The sequence below is a fragment of the Labilithrix sp. genome (genome assembly GCA_019637155.1).
Taxonomy (GTDB): Bacteria; Myxococcota_A; Polyangia; order Polyangiales; family Polyangiaceae; genus Labilithrix.
The window spans coordinates 111,494-130,269 of sequence record JAHBWE010000023.1 but is presented as its reverse complement, the minus strand read 5'-3'; the positions used below and the strand labels follow the sequence as shown (position 1 = coordinate 130,269).

The following is an 18,776-nucleotide window of genomic DNA, read 5'->3' as shown; positions in this document are numbered from 1 at the left end:
GGGGCGGCGGGATGGGCGGCGGGCGTGAATGCCCCCATTTCAGCGCGATTTCAGATGTAGGCAATTTCCTACATGCTACTTCCTGGCATGTCTTTCTTTCGCTCGATCGTCGTTGCTGGCCTCGCCGTGGGCTCCCTCTTCGCGTGCGCGGCGCCGAGCGAGGACGACGCCGATGACCCGACGACGGAGGCGGCGGAGGACGAGCTCGTCGCGACGTTCGATCGGACCGGACGGATCGACCTCGCGAAGACGACGCGCGTGCTCCTGATCGGGAACTCCGATCACCTCGGCGAGCTGCCGCTCTTCTCCGCGACGACGAAGGCGCGGCGCTACACGCAGCTCTACCCGAACGATCAGATCGTCCTCTTCGTCACGAAGGACGCGAAGCGCGACGTCGCGCGCACCGGCTCCACGCTCGTCACGAACGAGCCGTTCGGGAGCGGCGTGCGGCTCGCCGACCTGCAGACGCTCTCGGCGACGAAGCTCGTCAAGGCGCTCGATCGCTTCCCCCGCATCGCGAGCCTCGAGTTCTTCGGTCACTCTTCGCCCTTCGGCGCGCTCCTCGAGGTCGACACCGAAGACCGCGTCCTCTCCGCGAGCGTGCCCGGCAACGCCGCCATCCTCGCCGACAACTTCGCGCGCGACACCAACCCGTTCGTCACGCTCAACGGCTGCAACGGCGGCGCCGGCGTCGCGCAGGAGCTCTCCGCGCTGTGGAAGGTCCCCGTCTCCGCCGCCCTCACCGGCTCGAACTTCCAGGAGCTGATGAGCGACGGGCGCTGGTACTTCAACGACGACGGCTACTCGCCCGCGGGCACGACGAAGGCGCGCGCCAACACCGCCTCCTTCGGCCCCGGCCTCACGCCGACGTGCAGCGCGGGCGCGTGCGTCCGCATGAAGCCGCAGGACTCGCCGTACCGCGGGGTGTGGTCCCGCGAGGACACGGGCTTCCAGTACGGCCTCGGCTTCTACAAGTTCTTCTGCAACTTCGAGGGCGACGCGGCGTGCACGCGCGGCATGGCGGAGAGCCTCTACGGCTTCCCGTCGACGCGCCCGATCGACCGCCGCTCCTCCGACGCCGACGTGAAGGAGGTCCTCGCGGACTTCTTCTGCAACGGCAACGGCGACGCGTCGTGGTTCGACGAGTGCAAGCGGAACCTCTTCGCCGCCGCCTCCTCGAACGCGCCGTTCTCACCGATGCGGTGGGCGAACGACTACTCGCACGAGTGCAGCTTCACCGGCTGCGACCAGAAGCTCCGCTGCGACTACGCCGGCGGCGCGCCGCAGAAGAAGTCGTGCGTGTGGGTCAGCAAGTCGTGCCGCGCCGATCAGCGCGCGCAAGACTGCCGCCCGAAGAACACGAAGAAGCAGACCACGACGACCGAGCTCCGCCGCTACCTCCAAGGCCACGCGATGCTGCGCGGCAACTGATCCCGAACAGGCATTGAAGACGCCGCGCGTCCCCTCTCGGGGGCCCGGGGCGGCGGAGCGCGCGCCCCGCGCGCGGAGAGGCCCCGGCGGGGAGAGCTCGAGAGGGGCTGGCCCCTCTCGACTAGAAAACGTACTTCGCGCCGAGGCTGTACTCGACGTATGACGCGAAGGCCTCGGCTGCGGCGCCGCCGGGGGTGCCGACCGCGAGGTAGGTCGCGGTGTCGTTGCCTTTGCCGCCGCCGCCGCGGTAGGGCGCGACGGTGCGGAGCGCGAAGCCGCCGACCACCGAGAGGTGGCTCGAGATCGAAGGGACCGAGAACGCGACGTCGAGGCGCGGGCGGATCGCGTCGAGCCACAACGTCGCCTGGCGGTCGTACTTCAGATCGGGATCGCGCATCGCGAGCTCGGCGAGCGGCGCGGCGAGGTCGAGCACGGAGACGATCGCGGCGGCGCGCACCTTCGCCGAGGACGGCGTAAGGCGGATCCGCGCGGAGAGGAGGTCGAGCGACGGGACGAGCCGGAAGCCGTCCGGTCCGACCGCGTTGCGGTAGGCGCCGTTCCACGACGCGCGGAGGGCGGGGCTCGGCAGGATGCTCAGCTTGAGCACCGGATCGGCGCGCGTCGCGGTCGTGCACGTCGCGACCTCGCGCGCGGCGCCGCGGATCTGCTCGTGGCCGGCCCACGCGTCCTCGTGCGAGCGGACCTCGGGGACGTTCGCCGCGAACGCGTCGAGGAGGCCCGCCGCGGCGGGGGCGATGCAGCTCGTGCGATCGCGCGGACCCACCAGCGCCGCGACGCTCGTCGCGAGCTCGCGGAGGTGACCGTCCTCCGCCGCGATCACCGTCGCGCGGAGCTCGCCCGACGTCGCGCGGAGCACCGGCCCGCGCACCGAGACCGCCGCGTCGCTGAAGCGCGGGAGGAGCGTCGGCAGGACCTCGAGCGGACCGAGCACGTAGGCGTTCCTGTCGCTCGAGCCCATCGCGTCGTCGAGGACGTGCGCGACGCGGCGGAGGCGGAGCGCGACGACGGCGAGATCGCGGAGGCGCTCCGGCGCGACTTCGGTCCCGAGGAGCTGATCGCGGACGAGCACCACGAGATCGCCGCGCAGGCGCGCGACGTCGACGGCGGCGTCGATCGCGTCGCCGAGGCCGGCGGGCTTCGCGGCGGTGAAGGTCCGATCGCCGAGCTCGATCTTCGCCGGCGCCGCCTTCGGGTCCGGCTTGCCGAGGAGCGCCTCCGCGATCTTCGCGTCGCGGTCCGGCGCCGGCGCCGCCCTCGCCGCGCGCGCGAGCGTCTCGAGATCGACCGGCTGGTCGGCGACCTTCGCGACCGGTGGCGTGTAGTCTGCACGCGTCGCGGCGCAGAAGGTCGCGAGGTCGTCGCCCGCGACGGGCTTCGCCGCGTCGTCGCACTGCCAGCCGCGCACCGCGTCGAGATCGACGTCGCCGAACGCGCGCGCGACGTCCTCCTCGATCGTGTCCTCGTTCTCGCGCGTGAGCATCACCTGCCGCAGCGCGTACGCGACGTGCTCGTAGAGCGCGTCGACCTGGGCCGCGGGGAGGTCCTTGCCCGTGTAGATGACGTCGAACGTGATCGTCGCGACCAGATCGGCGACGTGGGTGCGGGCGGCGGAGGGATCTCCGTCGAGCGCGCCGCGCACGGCGGCGGCGAGGGAGCAGGCGGGATCGTGCCGGCGCTGCGGGAACGGACGCGCGAGGCAGCGATCGACCTCGGTCGGGATCCCGCTCTCCTCCGCCTCGTCGAGCGCGCTCCGGGCCGCGGCGCGCCCGTTCGCGCTGCACGTCGCGGCGGGCTCGCCGACGTACGCGCGGAGCGGCACGCCCGCGTAGACCGCGTCCGCGACGAGGTCGACGGTGTCGCCCTGGAGGCTCGTCATCACCGTGCCCCATCGCCGCGCGTCGATGTCGCGGAGCGCGTGACGGAGGTAGCGGCGCGCGGGGGGCGAGGTGCACGCGATCGTCTCCGCGGTCTGCCGCGCGGCGTGATCCGAGATCGCTTCGAGCCCGCTCGGCGCGGTGTCCGCCGCGGCGAGCCGCGGGAGCGCGATCAACAGCGGGACGAGCAAGACTTGCGTCGAGAGCCTGGACACGCGAGCACCTTACGCTAAGAGACGAGCCGATGTCTTGGCAGGTGCGAACGACGGTCGCCCTCGCGGCCGCGGTCTTCATCGCGTGCGCGAGCACCGCCCGCGCGCCCGCCACCGTCGCCGCGAACGCCGCGCCGGCGGACATCGACGCGGGCGAAGAGCCGGACGGCGGCGACGGCGACGACGAGGGCGACGACGAGGCCGACGACGCGGGGACCTCCGGCGAGATCGCGCTCGGGACCGACGACGAAGGCCCCTGCCCCGCCGAGATGGTCCTCGTCGAGAGCGACGACGTGCGCGTGTGCGTCGATCGCTGGGAGGCGTCGCTCGTCGAGGTCGACGCCGACGGCAACGAGAAGCCGTACCCGCACTGGCTCCCGGTCGACGGCCACACCGTGCGCGCGGTGAGCGTGCCCGACGTGTACCCGCAGGGCTACATCAGCGAGGTCCAAGCGGAGGACGCGTGCGCCGCGTCGCACAAGCGGCTCTGCACCGAGGTCGAGTGGATGACCGCGTGCGTGGGCCCGGACAAGACGACGTTCCCGTACGGCGACGCGCGCCGGCCGACCGCCTGCCACGACAGCGGCCGCAGCGCGGTCGGCGCGGTGTTCGGGCTGAAGGCGCTCGCGAGCGCGCCGCCGCAACCGCATCCGGCGCGCGTCGCGGCGGCGCCGGCCAAGAAGGGCGCGAAGGCGGACAAGAAGACGAAGGGCAAGCCGACCGCGACGATCGCGAAGAAGGCCACGTCGAAGTCGAAGCCGACGACGAAGAAGGCGACGACGAAACCGAAGCCGAAGCCGAAGACCAAAGGCAAGCCGCCGGCGGCGGCGAAGGCGAGCACGCGGCCGTCGTCGGTCGAGGCGAGCGTCTGGCATCAGCTCAACGATCCTCGCCTCGGGCAGGTCGACGGCGCGCTCGCGAAGACGGGCGCGCACGAGGACTGCACGAACACGTACGGCGCGCTCGACATGATGGGCAACCTCCACGAGTGGGTGCGCACGCCGGCCTCGGCGGCGCACGGCACGTTCGCGGGCGGCTACTACCTCGACACGAGCATCAACGGCGATGGCTGCAAGTACCGCACGAAGGCGCACGCGCACGACTACCACGACTATTCGACCGGCTTCCGTTGCTGCGCGGACGCGAGGTAGCGCGCTAGGCTCTACCGCACATGCGACGGATCGAGGAATACGCCCTCCTCGGCGATTGCCGAGGGGCCGCCCTCGTCGGCATCGACGGATCGATCGACTGGGCCTGCATCCCGCGCTTCGACTCGGAGGCCTGCTTCGCCGCGCTCCTCGGGAGCGAGGACAACGGCTTCTGGAAGATCGCGCCGGCGACGCCGACGACCGCGGCGCGTCGTTCGTACCGCGACGGCACGCTCACGATCGAGACGGAGCTCACCTGCGCGGAGGGGCGGATCCTCCTCACCGACTTCATGCCCGTCGGCGGCGACGGCCCGGGGCTCGTCCGCATCGTCAGCGGGATCGAAGGCGAGGTCCCGATGTGCTCGGAGCTCGCGCTGCGCTTCAACTACGGCAAGACGGTGCCGTGGGTCACGCGCAAGGACGGCGCGGTCGAGGCCGTCGCCGGCCCCGACCTCGTGCGGGTGTGGGCCAGCGTGCCGATGCACGGCGAGAACCTCCGCACCGTCGCCGACTTCGTCGTGCGCCCCGGCGAGCGCGCGCATTTCGTGCTGCGCTGGAGCCCGTCGTACGCGTCGCACCCGATCCCCACGCTCGATCCCGAGGCCGCGCTCGCGCGCTGCGACGCGATCTGGCAGGAGTGGAGCAGCCGCTGCGCGCTCGACGGTCCGCATGCCGCGATCGTGAAGCGATCGCTCATCACGCTGAAGGCGCTCACGTTCGCGCCGACCGGCGGCATCGTCGCGGCGGCGACGAGCTCGCTCCCGGAGCTCATCGGCGGCGTCCGCAACTGGGACTACCGCTTCTGCTGGCTGCGCGACGCGACGTTCACGCTCTACGCGCTCCTGCGCGCCGGTTACCTCGAGGAGGCGCGCGCGTGGCGCGACTGGCTCCTCCGCGCGGCGGCGGGCGCGCCCGATCAACTGCAGATCCTCTACGGCATCGCGGGCGAGCGGCGGCTCACCGAGGTCGAGCTGCCGTGGCTCTCCGGCTACGAAGGGAGCGCGCCGGTGCGGGTCGGCAACCTCGCGAGCGAGCAGACGCAGCTCGACGTCTACGGCGAGGTCGCGGCCACCCTCTACGAGGCGCGCCTCGGCGGCCTCGCCGCGACGCCGAACGAAGCGGGCTGGGCGCTCGAGCGGCAGCTCCTCCTCCACCTCGAGAAGGCCTGGCGCGAGCCCGATCACGGCATCTGGGAGGTGCGCGGACCGAAGCGCCACTTCGTGCACTCGAAGGTCATGTGCTGGGTCGCCTTCGACCGCGCGGTGAAGTCGATCGAGCGCTGGGGCTTCGAGGGACCGCTCGATCGGTGGCGCGCCGTCCGCGACGAGATCCACGCCGAGGTCTGCGCGCAAGGCTATAACCCGCAGACGGGAGGCTTCGCGCAGTACTACGGCGCGAATGATCCCGACGCGAGCCTCCTCTTCTTGCCGATCGTCGGCTTCCTGCCGCCGACCGATCCGCGCATCATCCGCACCGTCCTCGACGTCGAGCGGCGGCTCCTCTCCGGCGGCTTCGTCGCGCGCTACGTCACGCGTCCCGGCGTCGACGGCCTGCCGCCGGGCGAGGGCGCGTTCCTCGCGTGCTCGTTCTGGTACGTCGACGTGCTCACGCTCCTCGGCCGTCACGAGGAGGCGCGCGCGCACTTCGATCGCCTGATGGCGCTCGTCAACGACGTGGGCCTCCTCGCCGAGGAGTACGACCCTGCCGCGAAGCGCATGCTCGGCAACTTCCCCCAGGCGCTGTCGCACGTCGCGCTCGTGCACTCCGCCGTCAACCTCGCGGCGTTGTAGTGGCGGCGCCGAAGCCCGCCGTCCTCGAGCTCGCGGGGCGCGAGGTCACGATCACGAACCCGACGAAGCTCTTCTGGCCGAAGCTCGGGATCACGAAGCTCGACCTCGTGCAGTACTACGTCGCGGTGGCGGAGGGCGCCGTGCGCGGCGTCTACGGCCGCCCGATGTTGCTGAAGCGCTTCCCGAACGGCGTCGATCAGGAGCCGTTCTTCCAGAAGCGGGCTCCCCCGAAACGTCCGGATTGGACGGAAGTCGCGACGTTCACGTTCCCGTCCGGCCGTCACGCCGACGAGCTCGTCGTCCGCGACGTCGCCCAGCTCGCGTGGGTCATCAACCTCGGCTGCATCGACCTCAACGCGCACCCCGTCCGCGCGGAGGACATGGACCACCCCGACGAGCTGCGGGTCGATCTCGACCCGGTGCCGGGGGTGCCGTGGAGCCAGATCATCGACGTGGCGATGGTGGCGCGCGAGGTCCTCGCCGACGTCGGCCTCGTCGGCTGGCCGAAGACGAGCGGCTCGCGCGGCGTGCACGTCTGGGTGCGCATCGAGCAGCGGTGGCCGTTCGAGGTCGTGCGCCGCGCCGCGATCGGCCTCGCGCGCGAGATCGAGCGGCGCGCGCCGAAGATCGCGACGAGCAAGTGGTGGAAGGAGGAGCGGCACGGCGTCTTCATCGACTACAACCAGAACGCGCGCGATCGCACGACCTCGAACGCGTACTCGGTGCGGCCGACGCAGGACGCGCGCGTGTCGATGCCGCTCTCGTGGGAGGACCTGAAGACGGCCGATCCCGCGTCGTTCACGCTCCGCACGGTGCCCGCGATCTTCGCCGAGCGCGGCGACGCGCACGCGGCGATCGACGCGCGGAGCTACTCGATCGAGCCGCTCTTGCAGCTCGCGGAGCGCTTCGAGACCGAGGGCCAGGGCGACGCGCCGTGGCCGCCGCACTTCGGCAAGGCGCCGGGCGAAGCGCCGCGCGTCGCGCCCTCCCGCGCGAAAGGAGCGAAGGGCGCGAAGGGCGCGAAGCCGCCGCCGCGTCCGAAGCTGCCCGTCATCACGATCGCGAAGGCGAAGCACAAGCCGGAGGGCCTCGCGGGCCTCGAGCGCTGGAAGGCGAAGCACGCCGCCATCCTCGAGTACCTCCCGCCCGAGGCGTACCTCGTCGACGCGATGCGCGGCCGCTCGTCGGCGTGGTACCGCGTCCGCGTGAACCTGAAGAACGTCCCCGAGGAGCTCCGCCCCGCGGAAGAAGCGCCCGATCCGGACTACGATCCGATCCAGGAATGGCAGCACGGCTAGAGGATCTCCCCACCGCGCCCGCGGGCGAGCTCCGCCTCGAAGTCGAGGTCGGCGCCTGCTTCAGCGGCGCGGCGCGCACCATCGTCGTGCGCTGGTCGAACGAGGAGGCATCGATCTCCGCCGGCGGGCACGAGCTCCCGCGTTCGTCGGCCGAGGCGCGCGCGATCGTCGCGCGCGTCGTCGAAGCGGCGCTCCGGCCGGAGGTCCCGAACGGAAGCCGCTCCACGACGAACCACCAGGCGCGGCTCACGTGGACGGTCGGCCAGACGAGCGGCACGAAGAGCCTCTGGACGAACGAGATGCGAAGCGATCAGGTGGCGAAGCTCGTCGCGAGCGCGCCGGAGCTCGCAGCGAAGGCCCCGCCCGACGCATATTCAGCGGCGATCGCGCTCTTCGAGCTCGCCGGCGCGCTCCTCGCGGAGCACGCGCGCCGAGCGGTCCCGCGCGACTGAATCGAGGAGGCGCTCCTCCTGCGCGACGCGGCCTGGGTCAGTCGCGGCCGAAGATCTTCCGGATCTCGATCGCCGGCGTCGCGTCGAGCTGGTCGTAGCGGCACTCGGCGGTCGGCTTGTCGGGGCGCCAGCGCTTGAAGTGGGTCGCGTGGCGGAAGCGTGTACCTTGCAAGTGATCGTAGCCCACCTCCGCGACGCGCTCGATGCGGAGCGGCTCCCAGGAGAGGTCTTTGCCGCGGTTCCAGCGGCTCGTCGCGCCCGGGCGGCGCTGCCCGCCCTCGTGGTGGGAGTCCTGCCACTCGGCCCACTTCTGCCACGGGTGGCCCTCGCGCGCGCCCTCGCGGAGCGGCGCGAGCTCCTGCGCGAGCTCGGCGCGGCGGGCGCGGGTGAAGGAGCCGCAGATGCCGACGTGATGGAGCACGCCCTCGCCGTCGTAGAGGCCGAGGAGGAGCGAGCCGACGAGTGTGCCCTTCCCTTCCTTGTACCAGCGGAAGCCTGCGACGACGCAGTCGGCGGTGCGCGCGTGCTTCACCTTCACCATCGCGCGCTTGTTCGGCTGGTACGGCGCGCCGACCGGCTTCGCCATCACGCCGTCGAGGCCCGCGCCTTCGAAGCGCGAGAACCAGTCCTGCGCGATCGCCTTGTCGCGCGTCGCGGGCGTCACGTGGAGCGGCGCCTTCACGTGCGCGAGCACCTCCTCGAGGCGCTCGCGGCGCTCGAGCTGCGGGAGCGCACGGAGGTCCTCGTCGCCGAGCGCGAGGAGGTCCCACGCGACGAACGACGCCGGCTTCTCTTCCGCGAGCATCGCGACGCGCGACGCGGCGGGGTGGATGCGGAGGAGGAGCGCGTCGAAGTCGAGGTGGTCGTCCGTCGCGATGACGATCTCGCCGTCGAGCACGCAGCGCTCCGGCAGCTGCTCCGCGAACGGCTTCGCCAGCTCGGGGAAATAGCGATCGAGCGGCTTCAGGTCACGGCTCTGCGTCTGGACCGTGTCGCCGTCCTTGAAGACGATCGCGCGGAACCCGTCCCACTTCGGCTCGTAGAGCCACTCGTCCCCTTCCGGGATCTCGTTCTCCAGCTTCGCCAGCATCGGCGGGACCGGAGGCTTGAAAGGAAGCGTCACGCGCGCAGGTTAGCACCGCGCCTTCGCCGGCGGCGGGCGACGGCGATCGCGACGGCGGCAGCGAGCGCCGACGGACCCGCGCCCGCGCGCCCCGGCGCCGCGGAGCAGCCACCGCTCGACGTCGACGGCGCGCTCGCGGGACCGGCGTCGCTCGGGACGACCGGCTCCTCCGGCGGCGTGACGGTCGGCGGCGGCGGCGCGGTCGCTCCGACGGTGAGCGCGAGCGCGCCCGCGCTCGACGCGAAGACCGCGTCGCCGCCGTACTCGGCCGTGAGCGCGTGCTCGCCGGCGGCGAGGCTCGGCGCGACGTAGCTCGCGACGCCGTCCGCGCCGACGTTCGTGGTCGCGATCATGACGGCGCCGTCCTTGAACGTCACCGTCCCGCCGATCGCCTCCGCGAGGCCCGACGTCACGCGCGCGGTCAGGACGACGGGCTCGCCGAGCGGCGCGGGGTCCGGCGCCGCGACGAGGTCCGTCTTCGTGGAGGCCTTCACGACGAGATGAGCGATCGTCGCGGTCGCGCCGCCGAAGCGCGCGGTGATGCCGTGCTGTCCTGCGCCGAGCGCGGTCGTGCTGAAGCTCGCCGACGACGCGGCGGACTCCGGCGTCAGCGGCGCGGCGCCGAGGACGGTGGTGCCGTCCTGGAACGTGACGTCGCCGGTCGCGAGCGGCCCGCTCGTGACCGACACGATCGCGCGGAACGTGACGCTCTGCCGGATGACGGATGGGTTCACCGACGAGGTGATCACGATCGACGGCACGGTCGGATCGACCGCGTGCGTGCGCGGGCTCTCGGCGACGGCGCCGGCGAACGCGAAGCGCGGATCGTTCGCGACGTCGTACGTCGCGCTGATCGCGTGCGTGCCGAGCGCGAGCGCGCTCGTCGTGACGGAGTACAGCGCGCCGTCGTCGGCGCCGGTCACGGTGCGCGTGCACGCAGGCGCGCCGCCGCCGCCGCAGAGCGTCGTCGCCGTTCCGTCGAAGGTGTCGACGATCGTCGCGACGCCGTTCGGCTGGCCGTGGCCTTTGGTCGGGACCGCGGCGACGCTGAACGTCACCGCGTGGCCGGGCCGCGAGGGGCTCACGCTCGCGGGCAGCAGCGTCACCGCGAGCTCCGCGGGCGCGACCGCGAACGGCCCGAGCTCCGCGGCGCCGGGGCCGAGGTTCGGATCGTTCGTCGCGTCGTACGTCGCGGTCACGACGTGCCCGTCGCCGACGCTGAGGCGCTGCGCCGGCGTGACGGCGGCGACGCCGGCGGCGTCGACGGCGGCGGAGCCGAGGACCCCGTCGATCGCGTCGGTGAACGTGACCGTGCCGCCCGCGGGCACGACGCCGGAGGCGTGCGCGCCGGACGTCGCGGTGAAGGTCACGGCGTCGCCGTAGTGGAGCGCGCCGGCCGGCGAGCGCGTGACGACGAAGCTGCTCGGCGCCCTCAGGATCGTCTTCGTGAACGTGGCCGACGGCGTCGATGGGTAGCTCGCGTCGCCGGAGTACGTCGCGCGGAGCACGTACGCGCCGGCGCGGAGCTCGGTGGGGGGGACCGTGAGCGAGACCTCGTTCGGCCCCGCCTCCGGGAGCGCGGGCGCCGGCGCGGGGAGCGTCACCTCCGGCGAGCCGGCGGGCTGCGAGACGAGCGACCACGCGACGGTGCCGCTCGGCCGCGGATCTCCGCCGCTCACGCGCACCGTGAACGTGACCGCCTCGCCGAGGGTCGCGCTCGGCGCGGCGGGCGCGACGAACGCGATCGACCCGCCGGCCGCCTCCTCCTCGACCGTGTGCGTGAAGACGGCGGACGTCGACGTCCCATGGACCGCGGTGAGCTCGTGCGGTCCGGGCGTCGTGAAGCTCGTCGTGCACGTCCACGTCCCCGGCGCGCGCGGCGTGCACGGATCGACGAGCGTGGTCGTCCCCTCGTGCAGCGCGACCGCGCCGCTCGTCTCCTCGCCGGACACGAGGACGGTGAAGGTGACGGGCTCCCCCACCGCCGAGGCGCTCGCGCTCGACCCCGCGATCGACGACGTCGTCGTGGCGACGAGCGCGACGAAGAAGAGGGAGAGCGGTCGTGAGGCCCCGAGCACGCGGCGATGGTATCAGCCCGCGAGACGCGCCGGACCTTTGAACCGGTGCACGAGCGCGCGCGTCGCGGCGCCGGCGAGGTACGGGAGATCGTCCACGAAGTAGCGCTGGAAGAGGCGCTTCGGCTGCTGCGTGAAGCGGTAGAGCCACTCGAGGCCGATGTCCTGGATCCAGCGCGGCGCGCGCTTCAGCATGCCCGACGCCATCTCGAAGGAGCCGCCGACGCCGATCGACACCGGCACGCCGAGCGCGTCCTTGTGCGCGGCGATCCATTTCTCCTGCTTCGGCGCGCCGAACGCGACGAGCAAGACGTCGGGCGCGGCCTGACGCACGATGCGCTTGATGCGCGCCTGCTCCTCCGACGTCGCGAACGTCGCGTGCGGCGGGCAATACGTGCCGGCGATGCGCGCGCGCGGGTGGCGGCGGAGCACCTCCTCCGCCGCCTTCGCCGCCGCGCCCTCGACCCCGCCGAGGAAGAAGAGGCGGAGGTTCGCCTCGCCGGAGACCTTCGCGAGCTCCCAGAAGAGGTCGCTCCCCGCGACGCGCTCGGGGAGGACGCCGGCCGCCGCGCGCGCGGCGAGCTTCGAGAGCCAGACGACGGGCGCGCCGTCGGCGACGACGAGGTCGGCCTTCTTGTACGCGGCGCGGAACTCGGGATCGCGCTCGGCGAGGACGAGGTGATCGAGGTTCCCGGTGCAGACGTAGCGCGCCTTGTCGTGACGTCTCGCCATCCGCACGATGCGGCGGACGGCGTCCTTCATCGTGACGCGATCGAACGTGAGGTCATCGACGGAGACGCGGGACGGAAGCGAAAGGATCTGTGCGGTGGCAGCCATGGTTGTCTCGCGCTCGGCCATTGCGAGGCGCGTGCCTCACAATCCTGACGCGCGCGTGGCTCGCTTTGCGCGCTGCTCGCGCGCTCGCGCTCCGTGGCATCCTGCCCCTCGACGGCATCATGGTACGGGCGTCGAGCCTGACGCGTGGACCGGGATGCGGCGGCGACTACTCCGCCGCGACGAGCACGTCCACGTCGAGCTCGACGATGCGGAGCGGAAGATCGTTCCCGAGCTCGCGGCGGAGCAGCGGCAGCGCGACGTTGTAGACGGGGATCCCCGCGCGCGTCTTTCCGGTCATGGTGCCGCGGTGGGCGTGGCCGTGGAAACACGCCGTCACCGGGTAGCGTTCGAGCGGATCTTCGAGGCGGCTGCAGCCGAGGAACGCGTAGATCTGCTCCGGCTCGCCCGCGACGGTGTCGGCGACGGGAGAATAGTGGAGGAGCGCGACGCGCTGCGGCGTGCGGAGACGCGCGAGCGCAGACTCGAGCTTGAGCGCCTCGTCGAGCGCTTCTTTGACGAAGGCCTTCACCGCAGCCTCGCCCCAAGGTCCCAACGTGCCTCGACCAAAACCGCCGCAGAAGCCCTTCACCCCCGCGAAGCCGACGTCGCCGACCACGACGCTGTCGCCGTCGAGCACGCGGACTCCGGCGTCGTGCAGGATCTCGCTCACCTTCTCCGGCGTGCCCGACTCGAAGTCGTGATTGCCGAGCACGGCGATGATCGGGTGCTTCACCACCGCGAGCTCTCTCGCGAGCACGTGCGCCTCTTCCGCCGTGCCGTAGTCGGTGAGATCGCCGCAGAGGAGCAGCACGTCCGCATGCGTCTCGACCTGCTGAAACAGCGGACGGAAGAGCCCGCTCGACTCCTTCGTGCAGTGGAGATCGCCGACGGCGGCGATGCGGAGCGGGCGCGGCGCGGGGACGGCGGAGTCGGTCATGAGCGCGAGCAGAGCAACGCACGTACCGCCCGGTGGCCCGCCGCTCGCAGGCGATCTCGATCGCATGGCCGCCCATCCCTCGCACCGTACGCATGAGCCTCTCAGCACTCGTCGAATGGTGCGCCCCGTCGCGCGGCAGTTCTACGAGGACACGCTGCGGACCTTGGTCCGCCGCCGCGTTCCCTTCCTCGTCGGCGGCGCGCTCGCGCTCAAGCACTTCGCGGGGATCGCACGCGACACGAAGGACCTCGACATCTTCCTCCGCGCGCGCGACGTCGACCGCGCGCTCGAGGTCCTCGCCGACGAGGGCTTCGAGGTCGAGAAGTGCTTCCCGCACTGGCTCGCGAAGGCGTGGTCGGGCCCGCACTTCGTCGACTTCATCTACGCGTCGGCGAACGGCCTCTGCGCGGTCGACGATCGCTGGTTCGAGCACGCTGCAGGGTGCACGCTGTGGGGCGTCCCCGTCCTCGTCTCCGGGGCGGAGGAGATGATCGCGAGCAAGTGCTTCGTCATGGAGCGCGAGCGCTTCGACGGCGCGGACATCTATCACCTCCTCGAGGCGTGCGGCCCCGACCTCGACTGGAGCCGCCTCCTCTCCCACTTCGGCGAGCACTGGCGCGTCCTCCTCGGGCACCTCGTCTTCTTCTCGTTCGTGTACCCGCAGAAGCGCCACTGCGTCCCGAGGCACGTGATGAACGCGCTGCTCGAGCGCGCGAAGGCGGAGCACCGCCCCGAGGACGTCGAGGTCTGCCGCGGCACGCTCCTCTCGCGCGAGCAGTACCTCGTCGACCTCCGCGAGCGCGGCTACGCCGACGCGCGCGTCGCGCCGCATGGCAACGTCGCGCCGAAGGACCTCGAGATCTGGACCGACGCGATCGGCCGGCGCCCCTAGGTCAGAGCAGACGCTGCGGGTCGCCCTCTCGGGGGCCCGGGGCGGCGCAGCGCGCCCCGCGCGCGGAGAGGCCCCGGCGGGGAGAGCTCGAGAGGGGCTGGCCCCTCTCGAACCTGAGAGACTCAGACGAACGCGAACGGGTCCGCGTCGCGCTCGCTGAACGTCACCTCGACGCCGGCGAGCGCGGCCGCGATGCGGCCGGCGAGCTCCTTCACCGCCGCGCGCTCGCTGTTCGAGTGGAGCGTCGCGACGACGCTGCAGCCGCGCATCGCGTCGTGGTGGCGGAGCTCGCCGGTGACGAAGACGTCCGCGCGCTCGCGGATCGCGTCGCCGAGGAGCTCGCCGCCGGCGCCGGCCGCGACCGCGACGCGGCGCACGACGCGATCGAGCGATCCTGCGACGAGCACGCGCTCGAGCGTCAGCGCGGTCTTGAGGCGCGCGACCAGATCGCCGAGCGGCGCCGGCGCGACGTCGCCGACACGTCCGAGCCCGATCCCCTCCGGCTCGGGCCGCCCCGGCTTCCCGACGAAGGGACGGAGCGGCTTCATCGACGCGAGGTCGACGCCGGCGACGCGGGCGAGGAATTCGTTCGTCCCCTGCGCGGCGACGTCGAGGGCGGTGTGCATGCTGTAGAGCGCGATGCCGCGGCGGACCGCGTCGACCCAGAGCGCGGCGTGCGGCGCGCGCTTCACCGCTGCGAACATCGGCGGGTGGTACGCGACGACGAGCTGTACCCCCTTCGCGCGCGCCTCCTCCGCGACCTCCTTCGAGTAGTCCACCGTGACGAGCACGCGCGTCACGTCGGCGTCGGGATCGCCGACGAGGAGCCCGACGTTGTCCCAGCCCTCCGCGTACCGCAGCGGCGCGAGCTCATCGAGGACCTTCAACAACGCGTCGAGCTTCATGAGCACCTCATAGGATCGCGAGCCCCAGACCTTGGCGAAGCCGAGCGCACGCGTCGCCGAGGTACCAGGCGACGAGCTCGCGCATCTTGTCGCGCGGGCTGAGGTCGCCCGGGGCCTGCGGCTCGATCGCGATCGCGGCGCGCGCGGCCTCGAGATCGCCGGCGAGGAGCAGGCCCGCGCACGAGACCGAGACGTCCGCGAGCTGGGACCAGCGCACGACGTCGATCCGGCCGCCGCCCATCATCGAGCGCCGCACGGCTGCGCCGATGCGCGCGACGTCGTCGCGCTTGAGGCGTTCGCGGAGCGGCTGGTCGCCGGGCTCGATCTGCTCCGTCGCGATGCGCGCCGCCGACGACGCGAGCGCCTTGAGCTCGGTGATGGAGGGGCACAGCGCGCGCGCGAGGAGCGGGGGCGTCAGCTCCATCACCCGCTTGCCGATCATGAACGCGAGCGCCTCGCGGCTCACGCCCGCGAGCGACTGGGTGTAGACGAGGAGGCTCGGCGGCTTCGTCGGCGCGGCGGCGATCGCGGGGCCGGGCGTCTTGCGCGCGAAGAGCTTCGGCGGCGCCGGCACGCCGAGGATCTGCGCCGCGCGGGCGACGACCTTCCCGAGCCAGTCCTGCCCCTTCAGCGCCGAGCCGGGGTGGCTCATGCGCTCGCGGAGCGAGAGGCGGGAGAGCGCGATGTCGATCACGGCCGGCGCGCAGATCTGGAGGATCTCGGTGAGGGTGGGATCGAGCTCGGGGTGGAGGAGGTAGCGGTAGCCCTCGGGGCCGAGCTCGCGGACGATCGCCTCGATCGGCGGCGGGGCGTAGGTCTGGCGCCACGCCGTCGCGCTCGGATGGTTCACGTCGAGGAAGGTCATCGCGCTCGCGACGCAGAGCGCGCGGTCGCGCTGGCCCTGCGTGAGGAGCAGATCGAAGAGCGCGGGGTACGGCCGCGGGTCGAGCGGCTCCTTCAGCACGCGCTCGAGCGTGATCGCGACCGCGCCTTGCGCCTGGCCCGTGTGCGAGAGCAGCTCGCGCAGGATAGCCTGCGACTCGTCGTCCTCCGGCACGAGCTTCGTCGCGGCGCGGATCGCCTCGATCGCTCCCTGCGCGTCGCCGACGCGATCGCGGAGGATGATCGCGAGCTGCTTGTTCAGGACGAAGGAGAGCCGTTGATCGCGCCGCGCCTCCGCCCGCGCGAGCATGCGCCGGTACATCTGCTCGAGGCCGGCCCAGTCCTTCGTGCGGGTGAGGATCTTGACGATGTTCTCGAACGCCTCGAGCTGCGTCGCGTCGACGTCGAGCGCGCGGTCGAACATCTCGAGCGCGGTCCCGCGATCGAGGAGCTCGACGCTCGCGATCTGCCCCATCGTGAAGTACGTCTTCGCGCGGCGGAGCGGATCGGCGTCGACCTCCGCGATCGATCGCAGCACGTCGAAGAGCGAGACCCACTTCGAGGCCTTCTGGTAGAGCGCGAGGAGCTTGTGGAGGATCGGCAGGTCGTTCGGGGCGAGCACGCGCGCCGCCTCGTAGACCTCGGCCGCGAGCGCCTCCTGGTCGATCTTCGCGAACGCCTCCGCGGTCTCGAGCAGCGTCGCGAGGCGCTCCTTCGGATCGGCCATCGCCATCGCGCGCTGGCGCTTCAGCGCGAGCGAGGCGACCTTGTTCCCCGACGCGGCGTGGTGCTGGGAGAGGCCCGCGAGCGCGCGCTCGTTGTCGGGCGACTCGGTGAGGACCTCGTCGTAGAGCGACGCGGCGCGATCGCTCTCCCCCATCGACGCGAGCGTCTCGCCGAGCGCGACGCGCACGTCGGGAGCGAGCCCGTCCGGGCGCTCCGCGATGACGAGGAGCGCGTCACGCACCTTCAGCACGGCGGGGTCGGCGCGCATCGCGCTCGCGGCGAGGACGAGGTCACGCCGCGCCTCGTCCTCCTCGCGCCGGGAGTTGAACGCGGCGAAGGCGGCCTCGAGCGCGACGTCGGGTTTGTGGAGCTCGAAGCCGATCTTCGTCAACGCGCGGCGCGCGGTGTAGGCGCGGTAGCCGTCGCGATCGCGCTCCGCCGCCGCGATGATCACGTGGATGATCTTCTCGACGTCCTCGTAGCGCTCGATCGCCATCCAGGGCTCGAGGAGCGCGGACGCCGCCGCCTCGTTGCTGGGATCGGAGAGGAACGCGCTCTCGTAGGCGGAGAGCATGCCGGGCCGGTTGCCCATCTTCTGCTGGATCTCGGCGAGCTCGACGAAGCACGTCGCGCGCGCGCGCGGAGTCTCGGTCGCGTTCGCGCGCTGCTCGAGGTAGTGCGCCGCGCGCGGGAGGTCGTTCTCCGCGCGCGCGTCCCACAAGAGCGCGTTCCACGCCGGCGCGTTGGTCGGGTCGGACGCGACGGCTTGCTCGAAGAACCGCCGCGCGCGTTTGCCGTCGATCGGCGTGAGGAGCTGCCCCGCGACGAGGTTGTGGCGCGCGCGCGCGATGGGGTCGGTCGTCAGCTCGGCGAGGCGCTCGCGGCAGTTCACCGCGAGCTCGACGTCGGAGACCTTCTCCGCGAGGCGCGCGAGCTCGGTCACGACCGTCTCGTCCTCGGGCATCAGCCCGGCGAGCCGCTTGTACGTGTCGAGGGCGGCGCGGATGTCGCCCATCTTCGCCTCGAGCACCTCGCCGAGGCGCTTCAGGCGCGCGGCGCGCTTCTCGGGCTCGTCGTCGCTGATCGCGGCGCGCTCCAGCACCGCGAGGAGCTCGGGCCACATCCGCGCGGCGCGGTAGCAGCGCTCGAGGTCGTCGAAGAGGAAGTCGAGCTTGGCGGAGCGAGAGGCGATGCGCTCGAGCGTCTTCGCCGCGAGCTCGGGCCGCCGGAACTCGAGCTCCTGGAGCTTCGCGAGGCGCATGAGGATCTGGACGCGCTCCGGCTCCTCCACCTCCGCGTCGGCCTGCCGCCGGAGCACGTCGGCGAGGGCGTGGTTGTCCTTCTCCGCGACCGCGATCTGCTCGAGCCCGCGCAGCGGATCCATCATCTGCGGGAACAGCTTGTGCGCTTGCTCGTATTGCTTCTTCGCCTCGACGCGGTTGTAGGTGCGCTCGTCCATGTAGCGCGACGCGAGGAGCAGGTGGATCGGGAGGCGCTCGTCCTTCCGGCGCGTCGAGAGCACCGCGAGGTCCAGCTCGTCGATCTCGCGCTTGAGATCGCCGTGCTCGCGCGAGAGCGCGGCCTGCATGAAGTGCACGAGCGCGTGGGTCGAGTCGATCACGCGCACGCGCTCGACCCACTGCCGCGCGAGCGACGGGTCGGGCCGGTCGCGCGTGAGCCAGCGCACCATCGCCTCGTGGTACGCGAGCGATCGATCGGGCACGCGCTCCGCGCCGGCGAGCGCGCGCGTCAGCTCCATCAGCTCGGTCCACTTGTCCTGCGCGCGGACGAGCGGCTCGAGGTTGTCGAGGATGTCGTCGTTGCGCGGGTCCGACCGCCAGGCCTCGAGGAGCGCCTCGAGCGCCTGCTCGGCATCGTCGAGCCCGTCGCGCATCGTGATCGCGATCTCGACGAGGATCCGGCTCCGCGCGCTCGGGTCCGGCGTCTGCTCGAGGCGCGCGAGCAGGGCCTCGACCCGCGTCTCATCGTCCGCGAGCGCGGCGATGTTGCGGATCGATTCCGGCGACTTCCGCTTCGGCACGACGAGCCGAATGGAATCTGCGGAGGTCGGTTCCTCGTCCGACATGGTTCGAGGCCGCGATCCTACTATCGCGCGAGACAAGAGCGCCACACCGAGGGGCACGACGGGTCAGCTAGAGCGCGAGCTCGACAA

General features: G+C 72.2%; 13 protein-coding genes. 6 read left to right on the top strand and 7 right to left on the bottom strand.

Annotation, left to right across the window (positions count from 1 at the left end; genetic code table 11):
- Positions 1-87: 87 nt before the first annotated feature.
- Positions 88-1,431, top strand: a complete 1,344-nt coding sequence (locus KF837_38295) for a hypothetical protein (protein MBX3233238.1) — start codon at positions 88-90, stop codon at positions 1,429-1,431.
- A 121-nt stretch (positions 1,432-1,552) separates the two neighbouring features.
- Here KF837_38295 and KF837_38290 read toward each other — a convergent pair whose 3' ends face one another.
- Entirely contained in the window at positions 1,553-3,541 is a 1,989-nt protein-coding gene (locus KF837_38290) for a hypothetical protein (protein MBX3233237.1), read from the bottom strand.
- A 29-nt stretch (positions 3,542-3,570) separates the two neighbouring features.
- Between KF837_38290 and KF837_38285 the strand changes: the two genes are divergently transcribed.
- The 4 genes from KF837_38285 to KF837_38270 are packed head-to-tail and all read left to right on the top strand — an operon-like array spanning position 3,571 to position 8,226.
- Complete coding sequence (locus tag KF837_38285) at positions 3,571-4,689, top strand: hypothetical protein (GenBank protein MBX3233236.1); 1,119 nt, start codon at positions 3,571-3,573, stop codon at positions 4,687-4,689.
- A 20-nt stretch (positions 4,690-4,709) separates the two neighbouring features.
- On the top strand, positions 4,710-6,476 hold the full coding sequence (locus KF837_38280; protein ID MBX3233235.1) for a glycoside hydrolase family 15 protein: 1,767 nt from the start codon (positions 4,710-4,712) through the stop codon (positions 6,474-6,476).
- A complete protein-coding gene (locus tag KF837_38275) occupies positions 6,476-7,774 on the top strand; it encodes a DNA primase (protein MBX3233234.1) in 1,299 nt (432 codons plus the stop codon). The genes KF837_38280 and KF837_38275 overlap by 1 nt, the downstream gene beginning before the upstream one ends.
- Complete coding sequence (locus KF837_38270; protein ID MBX3233233.1) at positions 7,759-8,226, top strand: hypothetical protein; 468 nt, start codon at positions 7,759-7,761, stop codon at positions 8,224-8,226. Before KF837_38275 ends, KF837_38270 begins: the two co-directional genes overlap by 16 nt.
- 37 nt (positions 8,227-8,263) lie before the next feature.
- Here KF837_38270 and KF837_38265 read toward each other — a convergent pair whose 3' ends face one another.
- The 4 genes from KF837_38265 to KF837_38250 all read right to left on the bottom strand — a co-directional run bounded on the left by KF837_38265 (position 8,264) and on the right by KF837_38250 (position 13,159).
- Positions 8,264-9,316 (bottom strand): ATP-dependent DNA ligase, encoded by a 1,053-nt coding sequence (locus KF837_38265; protein MBX3233232.1) that lies wholly within the window; start codon positions 9,314-9,316, stop codon positions 8,264-8,266.
- 29 nt (positions 9,317-9,345) lie between these two features.
- Positions 9,346-11,427: an Ig-like domain repeat protein gene (locus KF837_38260; GenBank protein ID MBX3233231.1), complete on the bottom strand. Its 2,082-nt coding sequence runs from the start codon at positions 11,425-11,427 to the stop codon at positions 9,346-9,348.
- A 12-nt stretch (positions 11,428-11,439) separates the two neighbouring features.
- Positions 11,440-12,261 (bottom strand): WecB/TagA/CpsF family glycosyltransferase, encoded by an 822-nt coding sequence (locus tag KF837_38255; GenBank protein ID MBX3233230.1) that lies wholly within the window; start codon positions 12,259-12,261, stop codon positions 11,440-11,442.
- Positions 12,262-12,427: 166 nt separating this feature from the next.
- Entirely contained in the window at positions 12,428-13,159 is a 732-nt protein-coding gene (locus tag KF837_38250; protein MBX3233229.1) for a metallophosphoesterase, read from the bottom strand.
- A 154-nt stretch (positions 13,160-13,313) separates the two neighbouring features.
- Between KF837_38250 and KF837_38245 the strand changes: the two genes are divergently transcribed.
- Entirely contained in the window at positions 13,314-14,090 is a 777-nt protein-coding gene (locus KF837_38245) for a nucleotidyltransferase family protein (protein MBX3233228.1), read from the top strand.
- A gap of 122 nt (positions 14,091-14,212) precedes the next feature.
- Here the strand turns inward: KF837_38245 and KF837_38240 are convergent, their stop codons facing one another.
- Both KF837_38240 and KF837_38235 read right to left on the bottom strand, forming a co-directional pair.
- Positions 14,213-14,995 (bottom strand): Nif3-like dinuclear metal center hexameric protein, encoded by a 783-nt coding sequence (locus KF837_38240; GenBank protein MBX3233227.1) that lies wholly within the window; start codon positions 14,993-14,995, stop codon positions 14,213-14,215.
- A 7-nt stretch (positions 14,996-15,002) separates the two neighbouring features.
- Positions 15,003-18,689 carry a tetratricopeptide repeat protein gene (locus KF837_38235; GenBank protein MBX3233226.1) on the bottom strand — a complete coding sequence of 1,229 codons (3,687 nt, stop codon included), beginning with the start codon at positions 18,687-18,689 and terminating at the stop codon, positions 15,003-15,005.
- Positions 18,690-18,776: the final 87 nt, after the last annotated feature.

What these genes read in the sequence shown, in the direction of transcription:
- KF837_38265 (MBX3233232.1), bottom strand. Translation starts at nt 9,316, where the DNA reads ATGCTGGCGAAGCTGGAGAACGAGATCCCGGAAGGGGACGAGTGGCTC.
- KF837_38235 (MBX3233226.1), bottom strand. Translation starts at nt 18,689, where the DNA reads ATGTCGGACGAGGAACCGACCTCCGCAGATTCCATTCGGCTCGTCGTG.
- KF837_38245 (MBX3233228.1), top strand. Translation starts at nt 13,314, where the DNA reads ATGGTGCGCCCCGTCGCGCGGCAGTTCTACGAGGACACGCTGCGGACC.
- KF837_38240 (MBX3233227.1), bottom strand. Translation starts at nt 14,995, where the DNA reads ATGAAGCTCGACGCGTTGTTGAAGGTCCTCGATGAGCTCGCGCCGCTG.
- KF837_38270 (MBX3233233.1), top strand. Translation starts at nt 7,759, where the DNA reads ATGGCAGCACGGCTAGAGGATCTCCCCACCGCGCCCGCGGGCGAGCTC.
- KF837_38285 (MBX3233236.1), top strand. Translation starts at nt 3,571, where the DNA reads ATGTCTTGGCAGGTGCGAACGACGGTCGCCCTCGCGGCCGCGGTCTTC.
- KF837_38295 (MBX3233238.1), top strand. Translation starts at nt 88, where the DNA reads ATGTCTTTCTTTCGCTCGATCGTCGTTGCTGGCCTCGCCGTGGGCTCC.
- KF837_38255 (MBX3233230.1), bottom strand. Translation starts at nt 12,261, where the DNA reads ATGGCTGCCACCGCACAGATCCTTTCGCTTCCGTCCCGCGTCTCCGTC.
- KF837_38280 (MBX3233235.1), top strand. Translation starts at nt 4,710, where the DNA reads ATGCGACGGATCGAGGAATACGCCCTCCTCGGCGATTGCCGAGGGGCC.